The sequence below is a fragment of the Mucilaginibacter sp. OK268 genome (genome assembly GCF_900103125.1).
Lineage (GTDB): Bacteria > Bacteroidota > Bacteroidia > Sphingobacteriales > Sphingobacteriaceae > Mucilaginibacter.
The window spans coordinates 254,945-272,431 of the sequence record NZ_FNJV01000003.1; the positions used below are offsets into that span (position 1 = coordinate 254,945).

At 40.7% G+C, this 17,487-nt stretch carries 11 protein-coding genes; 5 read left to right on the plus strand and 6 right to left on the minus strand.

Annotation, left to right across the window (positions count from 1 at the left end):
* Positions 1-24 precede the first annotated feature (24 nt).
* A complete protein-coding gene (locus tag BLR84_RS11545; RefSeq protein ID WP_090468063.1) occupies positions 25-2,535 on the minus strand; it encodes a mechanosensitive ion channel family protein in 2,511 nt (836 codons plus the stop codon).
* 360 nt (positions 2,536-2,895) lie between these two features.
* Here BLR84_RS11545 and BLR84_RS11550 point away from each other — a divergent pair, with 360 nt between their 5' ends.
* The 4 genes from BLR84_RS11550 to BLR84_RS11565 all read left to right on the plus strand — a co-directional run bounded on the left by BLR84_RS11550 (position 2,896) and on the right by BLR84_RS11565 (position 8,937).
* On the plus strand, positions 2,896-5,625 hold the full coding sequence (locus tag BLR84_RS11550) for a TonB-dependent receptor (RefSeq protein WP_090468064.1): 2,730 nt from the start codon (positions 2,896-2,898) through the stop codon (positions 5,623-5,625).
* Between the two features lie 13 nt (positions 5,626-5,638).
* On the plus strand, positions 5,639-6,844 hold the full coding sequence (locus BLR84_RS11555; RefSeq protein ID WP_090468066.1) for a right-handed parallel beta-helix repeat-containing protein: 1,206 nt from the start codon (positions 5,639-5,641) through the stop codon (positions 6,842-6,844).
* Between the two features lie 61 nt (positions 6,845-6,905).
* The gene (locus BLR84_RS11560) at positions 6,906-7,916 is read left to right on the plus strand and encodes a YncE family protein (RefSeq protein ID WP_090468068.1); all 1,011 of its coding nucleotides are present in this window, start codon (positions 6,906-6,908) and stop codon (positions 7,914-7,916) included.
* A 4-nt stretch (positions 7,917-7,920) separates the two neighbouring features.
* Positions 7,921-8,937 (plus strand): metallophosphoesterase, encoded by a 1,017-nt coding sequence (locus tag BLR84_RS11565; RefSeq protein ID WP_090468069.1) that lies wholly within the window; start codon positions 7,921-7,923, stop codon positions 8,935-8,937.
* A gap of 129 nt (positions 8,938-9,066) precedes the next feature.
* On the opposite strand, the gene BLR84_RS11570 is transcribed toward BLR84_RS11565, so the two are convergent.
* Positions 9,067-9,690, minus strand: a complete 624-nt coding sequence (locus BLR84_RS11570; RefSeq protein ID WP_176852036.1) for an outer membrane beta-barrel protein — start codon at positions 9,688-9,690, stop codon at positions 9,067-9,069.
* Positions 9,691-9,716: 26 nt separating this feature from the next.
* Complete coding sequence (locus tag BLR84_RS11575; protein ID WP_090468073.1) at positions 9,717-10,529, minus strand: sterol desaturase family protein; 813 nt, start codon at positions 10,527-10,529, stop codon at positions 9,717-9,719.
* A gap of 248 nt (positions 10,530-10,777) precedes the next feature.
* Here BLR84_RS11575 and BLR84_RS11580 point away from each other — a divergent pair, with 248 nt between their 5' ends.
* Entirely contained in the window at positions 10,778-11,500 is a 723-nt protein-coding gene (locus BLR84_RS11580) for a hypothetical protein (RefSeq protein ID WP_090468075.1), read from the plus strand.
* A gap of 88 nt (positions 11,501-11,588) precedes the next feature.
* On the opposite strand, the gene BLR84_RS11585 is transcribed toward BLR84_RS11580, so the two are convergent.
* From BLR84_RS11585 to BLR84_RS11595, 3 genes are all read right to left on the minus strand, one after another.
* Positions 11,589-12,317: a DUF4198 domain-containing protein gene (locus BLR84_RS11585; protein ID WP_090468076.1), complete on the minus strand. Its 729-nt coding sequence runs from the start codon at positions 12,315-12,317 to the stop codon at positions 11,589-11,591.
* A gap of 23 nt (positions 12,318-12,340) precedes the next feature.
* Positions 12,341-14,719, minus strand: a complete 2,379-nt coding sequence (locus BLR84_RS11590) for a TonB-dependent receptor (RefSeq protein ID WP_090468077.1) — start codon at positions 14,717-14,719, stop codon at positions 12,341-12,343.
* A gap of 272 nt (positions 14,720-14,991) precedes the next feature.
* Positions 14,992-17,418: a TonB-dependent receptor gene (locus BLR84_RS11595; protein WP_176852037.1), complete on the minus strand. Its 2,427-nt coding sequence runs from the start codon at positions 17,416-17,418 to the stop codon at positions 14,992-14,994.
* Between the last annotated feature and the right edge of the window lie 69 nt (positions 17,419-17,487).

Consider the following 17,487-nt stretch of genomic DNA (forward strand, 5'->3'; position numbering starts at 1 on the left):
AAAACCCTATTTTAAACTGTGATTTTATTTGGGTGGATCGGGATGATCATTAGAACTTGGTGCATAAATATTAGAAGGGGGATGAATCCCGCTTTCTGGAAATAATACCTGTAACTGGCCCTGCGGAATCTCTATCTTCTCTTGTTCAAATGCCAAATATATAGCGCGCATAACACTGCTTTTTAAACTTACCCACTTTGAAATATCCGCACTCCAAAACAAAGCCCGAAACTCTATTGCCGAGTCGCTAAAATTATATAAAACAACGGAAGCGGCTGGTGCCTTCATAATATCGGGATGGTTCTGAACAATCCCATTCAGGATATTTTCTACCTTTTCCACATCTGTGCCGTAAGCCACACGAATAAGGAGCTCCACTCTGCGGTGATTGTCGGTTAAAGTCCAGTTTATGACATGCTGAGATATCAGATCCCCATTGGGTATGATCAACTCTGATCCATCACCACATTCTATTTTACTTGATCTGATCCCTATCTCTTTGATCGTGCCTGATTTTCCGCTTACTTCAATGATATCACCCACCTGAACCGGCTTTTCAAAGGCCAGTATCACGCCAGATACAAGATTATTGACAATATTCTGTAAACCGAAACCAATACCTACACCTAAAGCTCCAATAATAATGGTTACCCTGTCCATCGGAATTCCAGCAGCAGTTATTGCCACAAAAAAACCAACCACAAATATGGTTAACCTGATGAGTAGTATAGATGACCGGGTTTTCTTTGCCTGAGGTGTAAGTTTGGTTTGTTGTCCGGCAAAATCATAAAAATAGCTAATCACACGTGCAATGAGACCAGAAGTCCAGATCACGATAATAAAAACCAACACGCTCCTGAAGGTAAAAGCAGTACTGCTAATCTTATAGGGGTGGTTCAGAAAATCATTACCCTGATCATACAAGTAGTCATCGATGGTAAGATTTTTAGCTAATGCTATCAACCATAATATCGCTGTAATTTTAACCAGGAACCCTTTGGATTTCTTTTGCAGTGTTTTAAAATCCAGGTAAGAGTTTATCGGATGCTGATCCGGATCTTTATTTCCTTCCAACTGTAAAAACAAACTTTCCATTAATATCTGCACTAACAGATAAAAGCCCATGGCCAGGCAAATATTTAACGTTGCACTGACTTCCACTATTTTAGCCAAACTGAATCTTCCTGTTAGGTTTAACAAGATGGAAATGATATGTAATGCAATAAATACCTTTAATATCAATGATAGATACGGCGGATATGTATCCTGGGATATTTTAATGTGCTTTAATAATGTAATTGATTGGTAAATAACCAACCCAGATAACAAGAGCAATATGATCCTGTCTTCATAAGTGATTGTTACCTGTAAACTACTCAGGCAAAAGATAATTGCCACAATAAACAATATTCTCCAAAATTTAAATAAAGACGTAGGCCAGTTTTCTTTTATCAGTATACCAATGCTACCCATCATGATCAATAGCATCGTATGTGCGAACGCTTGCACCGGATGATCATAAAAATATGGTGACAGTATACTGATAACCGTCAATGCCGACAAATAGGGATGCTTTACGATATAATGTATCTGATCAAAAATGACATTATGTTCTTGATTGTCACGCATCACCTTCCGTCTGCAATGATATACCCAGGCAAAAAAAACAATTAGTGTTAACAAGCTGGCCAGGTGCCCTCCCCAATTTGATTTACTTGTTAAAAAATAGCTGTACAACAGCACATTCAAACGTACTGTTTTAACAAGTGTTGAATCTAATCTGTCTAACGCCTGTGCTTTCTTCCAATCCCAAATAAAGCCATATTCATTAGTCATCGATTTTAAAGTAAATTCATGTATCTTCAAATCGATCTTATCATCCAGATCTATCAATAAAATAGACAAAGCAGAAATTCTGTTTTCCAAAACGCCAATTCTGATGATTGATCTTTGAACACTATTATCCAAGTCATTCCATTTCTTTTCCAGCGATTGAACCTCAATAAAGCACCTTTCCCGTAAACTGCTATCAGCTGGAATAGTGCGCAAACCCGTATCCGCTTTAAAATCTGACACCTTGGTATGGATATCATCTAACTGGTTGTTGTAAACGGTCACTTGATCCTCCCATAGGTTCATCTGATCTTTCAGATGATCAATTATACCACGGATAGTAACCAGGTTACCCAGTGTCGTCGATTTATTGATCGTATTGCGCATTAATGCCATCCTCTTTTCCAAGGGTGGCAATTGCTGACTTATCTCCAGCGTGTCAAAGCCACGGGAGAGATCACTATTTGTTTCGACGTAAGAGGTCGTATAATCTTCAATTTTAGCCAGCAGATTGTTGATGGAGCTATTGGAGTGCTTAAAGGAGCGGATAACAGAATCTCTGTGTAATACCCTTTCCCGTAATGAGTCCCTCAGTGACCCATGTAGCTTTTTGTTTTTAACCTGTGCAAAACATTCCTGGCTTAGCGCTGAAGTAGTTAATGCAATCAAGATGATACAGCATATCTTAAAAATATTTTGCATGGCCGATGTCTGTGGTTAGTTTTTCTATAGTTGATTAACAAACGCAGTTAAAGTCTATTCCATATGGTGCAACCAATTAGAATTTTAGTTGGATTTCCATTTAAATAGGTCTCCATAAAGATAATCAATAGTTTTAATGTGTTTAGGGTAACACTTCACTAGTCCAAAGAGTAATCATAATCAATGCAAAGTAATGCGCCCCGACCATTAAATTAAAGTTACCCAACAACGTAATCGGCTCCCTAAACAACGCTACTATTAACACTTCATTACCAATAGGTTAAGTTATCTGACCAGGGCAATTTATTCAATATTTCTCCCAAATTGACCGGGTGATTTGCAAAAAAATCACTTGAACATATGAGGAATAAACTTTACCTGATTGTTGTTTTTCTTTTTCTTTCTTCCGTAGCTGCGGCCCAAAATGCGACTATGAAGGGACAAATAATGGATGAAAACACCAAAGAACCACTAAGCGGTGCCTATGTGCACTTTGATGGTATAAAAGGAGGATCAATTACCGATGCTTTCGGACATTACCAGATCAGCGGAATATTGCCCGGATCCTATAAGGTCAAAGTAAAATACATAGGCTACAAAGAATATGAGCAGCATATTGAGCTTTCCGCAGGCCAGATGCTGACTTTAAATATGTCGCTCACCGAAAAAACCGAATCACTAAAAGCGATAAGCGTTTATGCAAAGGCCAACGCGGAATCTGAATCGTCCTCCCGTCGTTCAGAGAAAAATGCTGGTAATATTACCAATGTAATTTCGGCACAGGCCATGCAAAGATCGCCAGATATTAATGCAGCCAATGCCTTGCAACGGGTATCAGCGGTAACGTTACAGCGCAACAGCGGCTCTGATGAAGCATATGCCATCATCAGGGGGTTGGAACCTCGTTATAACAATACTTTAATTAACGGTGTAAAGGTTACCAGTCCTGACCCCGTGTCCAGGTTTATATCACTCAGCATCGTTCCATCTGATCTTTTAGAAAAAATTGAAGTAAGTAAAACATTAATTCCCGAAATGGAAGGCGATGCCATAGGCGGTACGGTTAATCTGGTGTTTAAAGATGCCCCCGAATATGAATATTTCACAGCCAATGCATCAGTTGGTTACAGTGCCCTGTTTTTTAACCGTAAATTTGATGATTTTGTTCACGGAGCTGTTGTAAAAAGTCCCACAGAAAGATTTGGGCAAGGTTATGTGGCCCCACCGGGCTATTTTACCCGTCCTAACCTTGATTTTACTAAAAAAAATGCACCGGTAACCTCCTTGTTAGGATTTACCTACGGTCGCCGATTTTTAAAGAATAAATTAGGCTTTATTGTGGCTGATAGTTATCAAAACCAGTATTACGGTACCAATTCACAGTTTAATCTTGCCCAGATAGATCCACAATCGAGTAACTTTCAACCAATAATCACTGATGTTGCCAACAGGGCGTATTCAACACAACAGCTTAATAATGGCTTATCGGCCCATTTGGACTATAAAATTGACGATAACAATAAAATAAGCCTGGATAATGTTTTTCTGTACACATACATAGCTCAAACCCGTTTAAGTATTGATACCTCTATAGTGGGTGGCAATGGCGGCAGGATAGGTCCCGGTACCGGAACTGTATTTAATGATAATCGATCAACTACCCAGAGCCAGTTTGTCGAAAATCTTAAGTTAAATGGTAAACATATAATTGCAAAGCATTTTCTTTTTGATTGGTCTGGTATATATTCCAATGCTACACAAAATGCGCCTGACCGGGCAGATATATCAATCAATCACCTGATCAATCCTGACTTTACAAGTACTCCTAACTACTTTGATAATATTTCAAGGATATGGCAAAAAAGTGGCAATAAGGATCTGAGCGCCATGGCTAACCTAGGGTATAAAACAGCATTAGGAGAAAAAAACTCTATAGAACTGAAGGTTGGTGGCTTATATAGACATAGTACAAGGTACAATCAGCAAAACTCGTATACGCTTAGGCCAACAGCCACAGCCAACGGTGTAAAAAGCCCATTTACCGATATTTATGCTGCCGATTGGATAGTTTATAATGTTACCGGGACCTCCACAAGCGATAAGGCGAATTATACGGCTTATGAAAACATTACTTCAGGATACGGAGAGTTTAAACTTACCATTGATAAGCTGGAGATAGTTGGTGGCGTACGTGTGGAAGGCACTGTACAAGGTTTTGATACCCATCCGGTTGTTTTGGATACTTCTAGTAGTGCAAAAAAAACATATACCGATGTTTTGCCCAGCTTAAATTTGAAGTATAAACTAAGCGACAGATCAAACCTCAGGGCATCATATTTTAAATCCATAGCGCGCCCCGCTTTATATGAATTAGTACCCACTCCTACTCTTGGTCAAAGTAGTGATATTACAGGTAGCCCATCTGTACTTCATACAGAGGCTGATAATTTTGATTTGCGGTATGAATTATACCCTGGCAAAGAAGAACAGTTTTTTATTGGTGGCTTTTACAAGAATGTTAAAAACCCAATAGAATTTGCTTTAAAAGAAATAAGCGGTGGGCAATTTGAACAAACTCCTCAAAATTTTGGTACGGCTAAGATAGCGGGGGCCGAGATTGTATACAGCAGGTATTTTGGTGATTTAGGGGTTTCTGCTAATTATACTTACACTTATTCCAATATTACTTCTCCCAAATTTTACACCTCAGTTAGTACATCAGATCCTACTGCTGCTCCTACTACTGTTCTTAAACTACAAAGCAGACCACTACAAGGGCAAACCGGAGATGTTGTTAATCTTTCACTCTTATATAAAAATGACAAACAAAAGGCATTTGTACAATTAGCCTATACCTATACCAGCAGGACTCTGCCTTTTGTATACTCCAACTATGGTTATGATTATTACCAACAACCACAATCCTTTTTAGCTCTATCCGGAGAAAAACAAGTAACCAAACATATTATATTCACTGCAAAAGTTAATAATTTGTTGAATACCCCTACTACCATTAAGATCAATAATCTGATACAATCACGTGATTTATCCAATGTGAGTTTTAATGTAGGTCTCCGTTACGCACACTAAGCATAAAATCAAAATGAAAAAAAGATATCATTATCTGTTAATAGTTAGCTGCTTGCTAACCATTATATTGAACTCCTGCAAAAAAGCAGAGGTCACCACCTTTAACAAAGTAAAAATACCAGCATCAAGTCCTATTACACCAGGCAATATCAGTGGTTTCGTTAAAGGAACATTATTAACCGGTGAAACTTACACCGTAACCGGCGACATAACTGTTAAAAAAGGTGATACACTGGCCTCCCAGCCTGGCGCCATTATTATTGTTAAAAATAATGCACAATTCACTATTCAAGGGGTATTGCAATTACTGGGTAGCAAGGATCAACCTATATTTTTCAATTCGGATTTGAATAAACCCGGTACATGGGGTGGTTTTCAGGCAGATACAGCCCAGGCTATAACCATTAAGTGGACACATATCGATAATACTGGTGGACCCGATGCTTCAGGAAGCGCCAGAAGAACAATCATTGTGGCAAGCGCTATTCCTGTTGATATTGAAGATTCATGGTTTACCAATGGTCAGGATGACCTGATGGGATTATTTGGTGCAACAGTAACGATACTCAGAAACACCATCAGTTCGTCAGGAAGTACAGACGGTGAAGGCATTAATCTAAAATCGGGCACTAAGGGAATTGTTGCTTATAATGTGGTCTTTAGTCAGGCTGGCAGTGGCATAAAACTTGAAACCAATGCAAGTAAACCTTTTCCACAAACCGAAGTGGATGTTTATAATAACACCCTGGTGTCCAACGGGTGGAGACGAGGCTCGGCCGAACCTGGGCGTGCGGTCTCAGTGGGTGTAAACGCTATTGGTCATATTTACAATAACATTATCGTGAACGATTATCATGGTATAGAGCTTTTTAGCGATGGCGACCTGGTGCACACCACTTATGGTAACAACCTGTTTTATGCTACTGTTGATACCTATGCAGATCTGGTTGATCCATCACAAAAGATCAATATCAGAGATAACTTTTACCCGGCATCCGGCCTGGGCAAACCGCAACCTACTGACCTGATCTCCAAAAAAATAGGCGACCTTAATCCTCTGTTTGTAAAGTTTGATGGCACCGTGGCTGCACCAAACGGTTTCCCAAATACCAATGATTTCCATTTACAAAGTACCTCACCGGCTTTTAGTGCCGGTAATACTAAATATAACCTTGATCTTGGAGCCTATACAAGTGATGGCAAAGGCAACCAGCACTAAAATAAATCATTTTAGAGGATGGGCACCACCCCATCCTTATTCACCTATAACAACTTAAAGTATGAAAATCAGCAATTGTAAACTATTCACCCTTCTTTTATTTACCATATTCCCTTTTTTCGCATCAGCCCAAAACCTAAGCTATGTGGCCGAAAAAACTATTCCGCTGCCCGGCAATGGCGGATACGATTATGTATATATCGACCAAATTAATCAGGTTTTATATGCATCACATGGTACCGCAGTAAATGTTGTGGATCTTAAAACCGAAAAAGTGATCGGCACCATTGCCGATATGAAAGGCGTACACGGTATTGCTATAGTTAATGAGCTTAACCTCGGCTTTATAAGCGATGGTAAAGCCAACGCGGTTATAGCTTTTGACATTAAAACATTAAAGGTTGTTAAAGAGATCCCGGTGACGGGTAATGGCGCCGATGGTATTATTTATGATCCGTACTCAAAAAAGATCTTTGCGTTTGAAGGTCATAGCAGCGCTTGTGTTGTGGTAGATCCGAAAGAACTAAAGCAAGTTGCCACGATAGACATGGGTGGCGCGCCTGAGTTTGCCGTTGCCGATAGCAAGGGCATTATTTACAACAATCTTGAAGATAAAAGCAGTTTAAATGTAATTGACTCCAAAACTTTAAAAGTGATCAAGAACTATCCGCTTTCACCCTGCGGCGGCCCTACAGGCCTGGCTCTGGATAAACAAAATAAACGTTTATTTACGGTATGCCGCGAAAACAAAGGCATGAGTGTAATTGATACTCAAACCGGTAAAATTGTGCAAACCCTACCTATCGGCGCTGGGGTAGATGCCGTTGTTTACGATGCTAAAAACAAACTGATAATTGCTTCTAACGGCGATGGTACAGCAACCGTTTTTAAACAGGATACACCAGATGCTTATACACTGATACAGACTATAACCACCCAAAACAGAGCTAAAACGATGGCTATTGACCTATTAACGCATAAGTTATATCTGCCAGTGGTTGATTTTCAACCGGGTACAAAAACACCTGTTCTGGATAGTTTCAAACTATTGGTTTATAGTTTAAATAAATAATTGCATGAAACGCAGAGACTTTGTAAGAAACACTACGATGGGAGCTATAGGCGCTACCCTGATTAGCCCTTTAACAAGCCTGGCCAAAACTGAGGTTACCCATTTTGAAAGTGACGATCTATCGCCAAGCGCATCTATAAAAGATGATTTTGCCTTGCACTTTATGGCCCTTGGAGATTGGGGCCGCAATGGTGAATACGACCAACTGGAGGTTGCCAAACAAATGGGCGAATGGGGCGCGGCGCACCCCAATAATTTTGTTATTTCGGTAGGCGATAATTTTTACCCCAAAGGTGTGGTTAGCGAAGCTGACCCGCTTTGGCATTACTCTTTCGAAAATATTTACACCGCCCACTCCCTACAGTGTGATTGGTACCCCGTATTTGGCAATCATGACTATCACGCTGATGTTGATGCACAGATCAGATATAGCAAGGTAAGCCGTAGGTGGAATATGCCTGCCCGTTATTACGCCAAAGAAGTAAGCTTAAATAAGGATAAAGACAAGGAGATAAAAAGCGTAGTGACCGATAAAAAGAAAGATAAAGTTCTTTTTATAATGATGGATACTGATCCTTTTTTACATGAAGATAAGGCCGATTATGTAGCCACCCAGATGAAATGGCTTAACGAAACACTGGAAAAAGCATCTGCTGATGTAAAATGGAAAATTGTTGTAGGGCATCATCCATTTTGTACTGTTGGGCCACGTATCAATAATTATGATACCATTACCATGAAGAAAGCCTTATACCAAACCCTGAATGATCATAAGGTGGATGTTTATCTGTCGGGCCATGAGCATTCTCTACAGCATTTAAAACTCGATGGCTTTACCCATCAATTTATTTCGGGCGCGGGCTCCGAGCTTACCAAAGTTACAGCAGGAGAAGCTTATAGCCGTTTCCAGGCATCAGAGCATGGTTTTATGTATTTTTCTGTCGATGCAAACCGTTTAAATGTAAAAGCGATCAATCAGGTTGGTAAGGTTTTGTACGAAACAGAATTAAAGAAGGCCTAGTATTCAGTTACCAATAGAGTTACCCACTAAAGAATTATGGGATAACTCGAACTATGTTATCTCCTGTGTGAAACTTATTGTGTTAACAGTAGAAAAACAGGACACGGATCTGTAAGCAGGATGCATTGATTAAAATAAAGTTGTTGTAAAACCTATATTGAAATTTAAACTACTCGGGTTAAGTAATTTGTAGTTTCCACGTGGAGCGAGATAAAAATAAGATGATTCAAGTGTGAGGGCAAAATGTTCTGCCAGGTAATATTCTATCCCGGAGGTGAGTTTTATACTTAAATGATGGCGGCTGATCTGATCGATACTTATTGTTTCGGGGTTAAAATTAACCAGGTCATAACTATTGATGGCTAAGCCGGGTTGCAAAAGACCAAACACTTTGATGATTCCGACTTTACGCCGATAACCTAAACCGAGGGAAAAGATGTCTGCGGATAGTTTTCCGGTATTTACATTGGTAGGCGAATTGGAATAAACCTGCTGGTAACGATTATGAACAGCGTCATAATTGAACCGAATAAATATCGCATTCCCGTTAACCGGTCTGTATTCCAATGCGGTTGTCAGCATCGTGCCGTTTTTTAAGTGGAGCCGGGAATCATCAAACGGTAGGTTCAGACCAATAGAACCCGGGAAATAAATCCTGGAGGTAACGCTTTCCGTCTGCGCGTAACTCCTGCTGCCAATTCCTGACAACAACAATAACACGACGCATTGAATAAACAATCGGGCTAATTTCATCCTTAAAGAACCGGGCCAAAGAACCATTACTTACGCTCCAGTTTTTGAAATGGGACTTTGAGTATATTCCGGAAACGACCGTTGGTTGATAGCTCCATATGCGTATCCACCCCGTAGATTGTCTCCTGTCTATCCAATTCGGCATAGGTTCCAAAAAGCCGGTCCCAGATGCTTAACACATCACCGTAATTGCGGTCAGTAAAGGGTAATTGATAATGATGATGAACATGATGTAAATTAGGTGTGATAAAGATCATACCTATAATTTTGTTGGCGCGTCTAGGTAATCTGAATTCGGTATGAGCCACAATATTAGAAAACGTTTGAAAAGTTTGCCGCAGTACCAATACACCCGCCACCGGGCCTAACAAAAACACCCACAACATTAAAAAGCAAGTACGTATAAATGTTTCTCCGGGGTGTTCCCTCACCGTTGTTGAAACATCAACTTTTAAATCGCTGTGATGTACCAAATGAAACTTCCACAGGAAATCAAATTTGTGCATAATAACGTGATAGGTGTACTCGCACAGGTCCAATAAGATAAACAGGCTGATATAGTACACCCAGGAGCTCTTATGGAAAGGGATATAATTAATCAATCCCCAATGATGCCTGTTATCCCAAAGTGATATCAACAACACGATGCTGATCATAAAAAGCTGTATGGGCAGCGCAGTAAAAATAAACAGTAAGTTAACGCGACTGTGTTTTAGCTTATGAATCAGCCCATTATTGGCAAACAACACCTCACTGATCCAAAGGGAAACAATAATCAGCGCAAAATAAGCAAGTTGAACAATATCCTGGTGTTTAGAGATCGTTGAAAGAACCGTCATTGATTAAATTGAGTTAATGTTAAGCAACAGGCATGGATATCGTCATTAAAATTAATTTATCAATTCAATAACTATATCTTAATGTAACAAACATATAGACAGATTCTGAGTGAAAGTTGAATTATCAGAGGTTTCAATTTAATAATTGATGAAATTTCTAATTAGTTGAACAGAATAATTGGTATAAAGGAACAGTTTCAGGCATAATCAAACCTGATGTAACAGTGTATAATGATTAAATTTGCGCTATGAAAATAATTGTTTTACCTGCTATCCTTTTGCTCCTGTGTTTTCCTTTTATAAGCAAAGCAAGCGGATACTGGCTGGATATAAAAGGAAGCGGAAAACTGAATGATCCTGTTCAGATACAGGTTTGCTATGGCTATATTGATGAGTCTAGCATACGTCATCGTGACACAGGTCCTGAACTCGCGCTTATTGGCGGTTTCAAGATCAGTGTTTTGGATGAAAATGGGCGGCGAATTATTATACCGATCCATCAAACGCAGGATTGCTGGGAAGGAACATTTTTGCCTAAAGCGAACGGCGTTTATCGGATATTGGGCATAAACGACACCCATCCAGTTGTTAACCGTTCAAAAACAAGCGGAAAAAATATACGCCCTATCGATTATCTATGTACTGCTTACCAGGTGGGCACCACCTCTTCCGTGTCGAAACCATCGCAATTTTTGGATATTGTTACTGCTCCTAAAGATAAACGGGTGATCGTAAAAGCATTTAATCATGGCACCCCGGCTATTAGCTCAACCAAGTTACGCGTATTTAACCCGGAGAATTGGGAAAAAGAACTTGTTATAGATGATCAGGGTGAAGCAACCTTTGTGCCCACTATGAAAGGCCTTTATATCATCAGGGAAGACTGGGTTGACCTAACTCCCGGTACTTATCAGGGATTAACGTACATCAGCATCCGCCACCGGTGTAATTATTGTTTGCTGGTTCAATAAGCTGCTGCACAATCAAATACAAAAGCCTCTTTCTCCTCGTTCTTTATCAACGATGAGAAAGAGGCCTTTTAAATAGCTGAAATGGCGACTAATTTAAAACCATAGTCAGTGTAGCTTTTTCGCGGAATACATCATAATGCACTCCTTTATAAGTCCCAGGCGTTTCAAACTTCAAGGTAACCAGTGCAAAATACCTGCCTGGTTTTGGATTATGAAAAGATACTTTACCATCCTGATCAGTAGTTAGCTTCTGTTCCTGCATTTCAGGATGGCGCATAAATAAGGTAGCATTGGGAACCGGTTTACCGTGGAGCAGTACCTGCAGAATTATGTCTGCACCCGGTTGGTTTTCCGGGTCTTTCAGAATTGTCAGATCAGTAAGGCTTTCTTGTGCAATGGTTTTATCATTCCCAACCTGTATAGAGGTACGAGCATAATAATGCTGTTTGGCAATGCCAATTTTCGATGTCGATTTACTCCAGTCTTCTACTTTGCGTTGTTTGTTTTCGAGCAGCACCACATAGACTCCTTGTTCTGCTGGAGTAAAACTAGCTTCGTAAGCAGTTTCCTTCGGAGAAAATTGTAAAGCAATATACTTTCCTTTAGGGCTGATCATCCAGCAGGTAAAGTCTTTCACTTCCTGGAATTCCCCATCTATTTTTTGCAACCTGTATTGATTGTATGACCCGAAGATTACTTTGATGATCTGTGACTTACCAACCTGTCCTGTGGCCTCGGCTTCTATCCACAAGGAATCTGCTTTGGCATATGCAGTACCTAGCAGAATGCTCAGAAAAATGAATGCTAAACGTTTCATATATAATTTTTAAGAAGTATGTATTAAAATTTCAGGCTCATGCTGCCAATAAACCTGGCCGGGGCTTGTGGCGTTAATCGTACCGACCATGCTTTTTCGCTGGTCAGGTTATCTACCTTAAAACCGATACGATATCTGGGCTGATCATAAAATATACTAGCATCTAACAATGTATAAGCTGGAATAATCACTTTAGCAGTTTTGGTATTGGTTTGATAAGATGAATTACCTGAGTTACCACCAAAACCCAGGCCCAGCCCTTGCAGGTCACCAGCAGGCAGGCGATAGCTAATCCAGAAATTCACAATTTTAGATGGGCCGGATAAAGCCGGGCGTAAGCCTTCTACAGAAGCATCTGCTTTAGTATATTTACTATCATTATAAGCATAACCCGCAACGATATTCAGTCCCGGAAAAGGATTGGCTGTCAGATCAATTTCAACACCCTTGCTTAGCTGGGTTCCATCCTGGATGGAGTAATTCGCATCATTCGGATCGGTTCTTAAAACATCCTGAACCCTGATGTCATAATAGCTTACCGTTCCAACCAATTTATGGTCAATCACATCGCCCTTTACACCAAATTCTAACTGGTTAGCATGCTCTGGTTTAAAATGACCTCCGTCTGCTGCCACGCCGCTTTTATTGAAAAAGCCATTCATGTAGTTACCGAACAAGGATACGCGGTCTTTCATCACCTCGTACACCAGGCCCATTTTTTGCGATAGCGCAGTTTGACCATAAGGCCCTGCTTGTATACCTCCGGCACCTAAACCTCCCGCGGTTACTCCTGTGGTAATATTGTATACACCTTTATATTGGTAGCGGTCAACCCTAAGGCTGGCCATAGCCAGCAATCTGTCGGTAATATTAAACACATCAGATACGTAAACAGCATAGGTATTATCGCCATTGTTTTCTATACGCAGGGCACCTCTGCTGCTTAATGAGTCTACTTTAAAGCGGCTTATCCTGTAAGTAGCCGGAGTATGTATAAAGTTCACATCAGCAATATTAACCGTTACCCTATCAAAACTATTGGAGTTGTTATAATAATCTAAACCAAGCACTACACGGTTACGGTGTGTGCCTAATTTAAAATCGCCGATAAAGTTCTGTTGCAGATCAGTTGCGATAAATGAGGTATTCCCGACAATTACCTGTGGGCGGATAGTAGAATCGGTACGACCGTTTAACGCGGTGATATAGCCGTTAATGGTTGAGCGGGCACGGGAAATAATAGTCTGTGAGGTCCATTTCTCCGAGATCTTGTAGTTCAGCTGCGCAAAGATATTCAACATCTGGGTAGAATAGGCCAGATCGTTGCTCATAAAAGTCTTATTGTATGGGAACTGCATATCCACAATAGACTGCACCTTGTTGCTGCCTATATAAGGATTAAAACGTACTACGGATGTTCCTTTACCCTGACCAAACTCTACATCAAGTAATAGTGATAATTTGTCGGTGATCTGATAGGAGAAACTTGGGGCCAGGCTAACGCTATTGGTAAAGCCCAGATCCTGGAAACTTTTCTCGAATGATGTGGCGCCGTTTAAACGGAACAAAGCTGTTTTATCTGCGTTTACAGGAGTATTCACATCCCAGGTTATACGGTTAAAATTCCAGCTGCCACCCAAATAAGCTACTTCGCCCCCAAAGCCATTGTATGGTTTTTTGGTTACGCGGTTATAGAGGCCGCCATAACTACTGGAAACGCTGGTACCAAATAAGGTTGCCGATGGGCCTTTAATAGCCTCTACCCGTTCAATGTTAGCCGGATCTATTGAGGAGAAAGCGGCTCCGGCCACACCATTCCTGGCATTGGGTTCAGTTTCAAAACCACGGGAACGAAAGGTAACCCTGCCCTGGTTAGCAATCATAGGAATACCCGCACCGGGAACATTTTTGGAAATGCTACCCAGATCAACAGCCATCTGCTCCTGAATAAGCTCCTTTGATACTGAGTTATAAACTTGTGGGTTCTCAAGGTTTTTCAAAGGAAGCCTGGCAATATATACGCTCTCCTTTTTTGAAAATTTATTGACGCTGCTGGCTATAGTTACTTCCTGCAAGGCTTGCACGTTTTCTTTGGGCAACTGATAATTAACTATTGTTGTATCACCGGCAACAACCTTAACCAACAGGTCTTTCTCCGCCGCCGCTAATACCTGGATCTTGAGATGGTAGGTTCTCGGCGCCACTCCATTAAAGGTATAGTTTCCTTGTTCGTCGGTAAGTGTATTTTTATTTAGTTCGATTAGTGTTACGGATGCTGATGCTAAAGGCTGTCCGTCAACCATGGTAATTTTACCGGTAATATTCCCAGTGGTAGATTGGGCGAAAGAATTAAAATGGCCAAGTAATATACAAAACAACAGGATTGTAAATAGAGATTTCATCAATAATCAAATATAAGTTAGTGTAGGGTAAACACCGGCAAATATAGAATATTATTTATAATCAGTCTAATTAAAAACAATTTTAATAAACTCACATTCCCTGGTGTTGTGCCATTTATGAATTGATGTTTAGTCCGTAGTATATTTATACAAAACATGGTTTACATGTTTTGTATAAATATCAATTCAAATAATTGATCAACAGATATTTACATACTAACTAACATTAAATTATGTAAACCCACTTTTCTTGTTAATTGAGTCACATCCGGTCAGTTACCGGCCCGTTTCTGTACATCGGAAGAGCCGGACTCTATATGCACCTTGCTGGTTTTCCCGGACCCGAAACGACAGGAAAAATTCAGGCTGATGTAACGAGAATAATCCTTGAAATAAGAATATTGATACAATCCAAGGTTCCGGTCAATCCCGTAATGAGCCTCGCTTTGCAGAATGTTATTGGCATTGAGTGAAAGGGATGCTTTTTTACCAAGGAGTTGCAGCTTGATTCCTATGCTCAAACCAGAATAAGCCCCGAAAGTGGAGGTTACATATTGCCGTTTGGAACTGTATTCAAAATCGCATTCCGCCATTAAGAATTCACTAAGCTGAAAACTATTATTGGCGGTCACATCTACAGAAGCGAGGCCGGAATTATTCAAGATATACCCCCTGGTCTGCCCGGTAAATGCATTCTGGTAAACTGAAATTGTATTGTCGGTTGCCCACCAATTGGTTAATTTTTTGGTGTAAACAATATCTATATCCCAGGCGTGTGCACCCTGTATGTTGATCGGCCTGCGGGTAAGCGTAGTTTGATCACTGTCGAGGAAAGGCAAAGTCCGGATATAGTCTTTATAAATATCATAATTCAGGGTAATGATGATTGTACTTTGCCAGGACCAGGACAGTTCACCGTGCCAGGAGGTTTGCGGCCGCAGATCTGGATTACCCTGGAAAAACAGCGTGGCAGTTTGCGGCCTGCGGAAAGGTACCAGCTCATGGTAATCCGGCCGTTCTGTTCTTCTGCCCAGGCGCAGGATCAGTGTATTTTGCTCGTTCAGTTTCTCATTAAGGAACAAGGTTGGGAACAACTGTAAATAATTCTGGTTGATAGAAGTACCTGATTGCCGATCATTTCCTTTGGTAATTGTTTGCTCCGCCCGCAAACCAGCCTGCAACGTTAGTTTGCTATAGGATTGGTTCAGATTGACATAGGCTGCATTGATATTTTCGGAATTAACGGTATAATCGCTTTGCAAGGGATCAGGAATACTTTGGCCACCGATTTGGTCGTAATAAGTGTTGTTATTGTTTGCTTTCACATAACTGGATTTGAGGCCTGCCTCAAAACTGCCATTGTTTCTCAATGGCTGGGTGTAGTCCACTTTAGCCCCATAAATATCCAGCTGCCTATGCTGTTTTAACAGTTCATTGGTTTCGCTGATGATGTTATTATTGACATTTTCGAGGGTGTTAAAATTATACTGCAAAGGAAAGTTACGGTATTCTGAATGGTCGACATCGATATTGATGGACCGGCCAGCGGTATCCAACTGGTGAACGAACTGCATACCCGCGGTATAATTGAAGGGGCTATCCTTCAACCGGCTGGTAAAACCAATATGGCTAGTCTTATTTCGCATACTATCGCGTACATCCATATCAGAGAGCAGCTGACTATTTGCTGAACCAGTCCCTAATGTGCCGGATAATGTTAATGTACTTCTTTTGGATAGGTAAATATCCAGGCCGATAGTTGGCCGATAGTTTTTGTTGATTGAGGAGCCGTTATTGCCGGATACCTGTTCGCTCAGCAGGTTTCCACCAACGTCCGAAATATCGCTTGTCACGGAACGTCCGGAAAAATCATGGCTATAGCTGTAAGTATTATTCACAAAAAGATTGTAATGCCCGTTTTTATAACTCAATGAAAAACCCCCATTATACCTTCCGTAATAACCCTGAACATAACTACCATTCACCATACCATTAAATCCTTCCTTTTGATTTTTCTTTTTCACAATATTGATGATCCCCGCTGTTCCGGCTGCGTCGTATTTCGAAGAAGGGTTGCTCATCAATTCAATTTTCTGGATAATGGAAGCCGGCATACCATTTAGCAGGCTGTTCAGATCGTCAGCCGACAAATAGGTTGGTTTTCCATCAATGAGGATGTTTACGCCGGGCTTGCCATTCATGGTGATCTGTCCGTCAGGGGTGATCTGTACACCGGGCAGCTTTTTCATGACCTCCAGCACCGTTGAACCGTCATTGTTGATGTTGCGCGCGACATTGATCACGGTCTTATCGGTTTGGCGGTCAACCAACTGAACGTCTCCTTTAATGGTCACACTGTTAAGCTGATTGACGCTGCTTTTTAGCATCAGTTCACCCAGGTCAATATCCGAATTTTTCAATTGAATAAATTTCACAAGTCTTTCAAACCCCACCATACTGATCTCCAAACGGTAGTTTCCGGCAGCTAAGCGATGTACGCGAAATTTTCCTTTATCATCGCTTTGCGTGCTGCGATAATTGATAGAATCAGGTGTTTTCAGGACGACGGTAGCATAAGGCAGCAACTGGCGCTGCTCGTCCACTAAATGACCATTGATTGCGTGACTCGTCTGTGCCTCTAAAGCCGTTGCGGTTAGGAATAGTAAGATGGTCAAAAGAAAGCGTTTTATCGACTGCATGAACAATAGTAGCGGAATCCTGAACACAAAAAAGAGAGTACAACCCGACAGGCATGCATGATTGCCAAA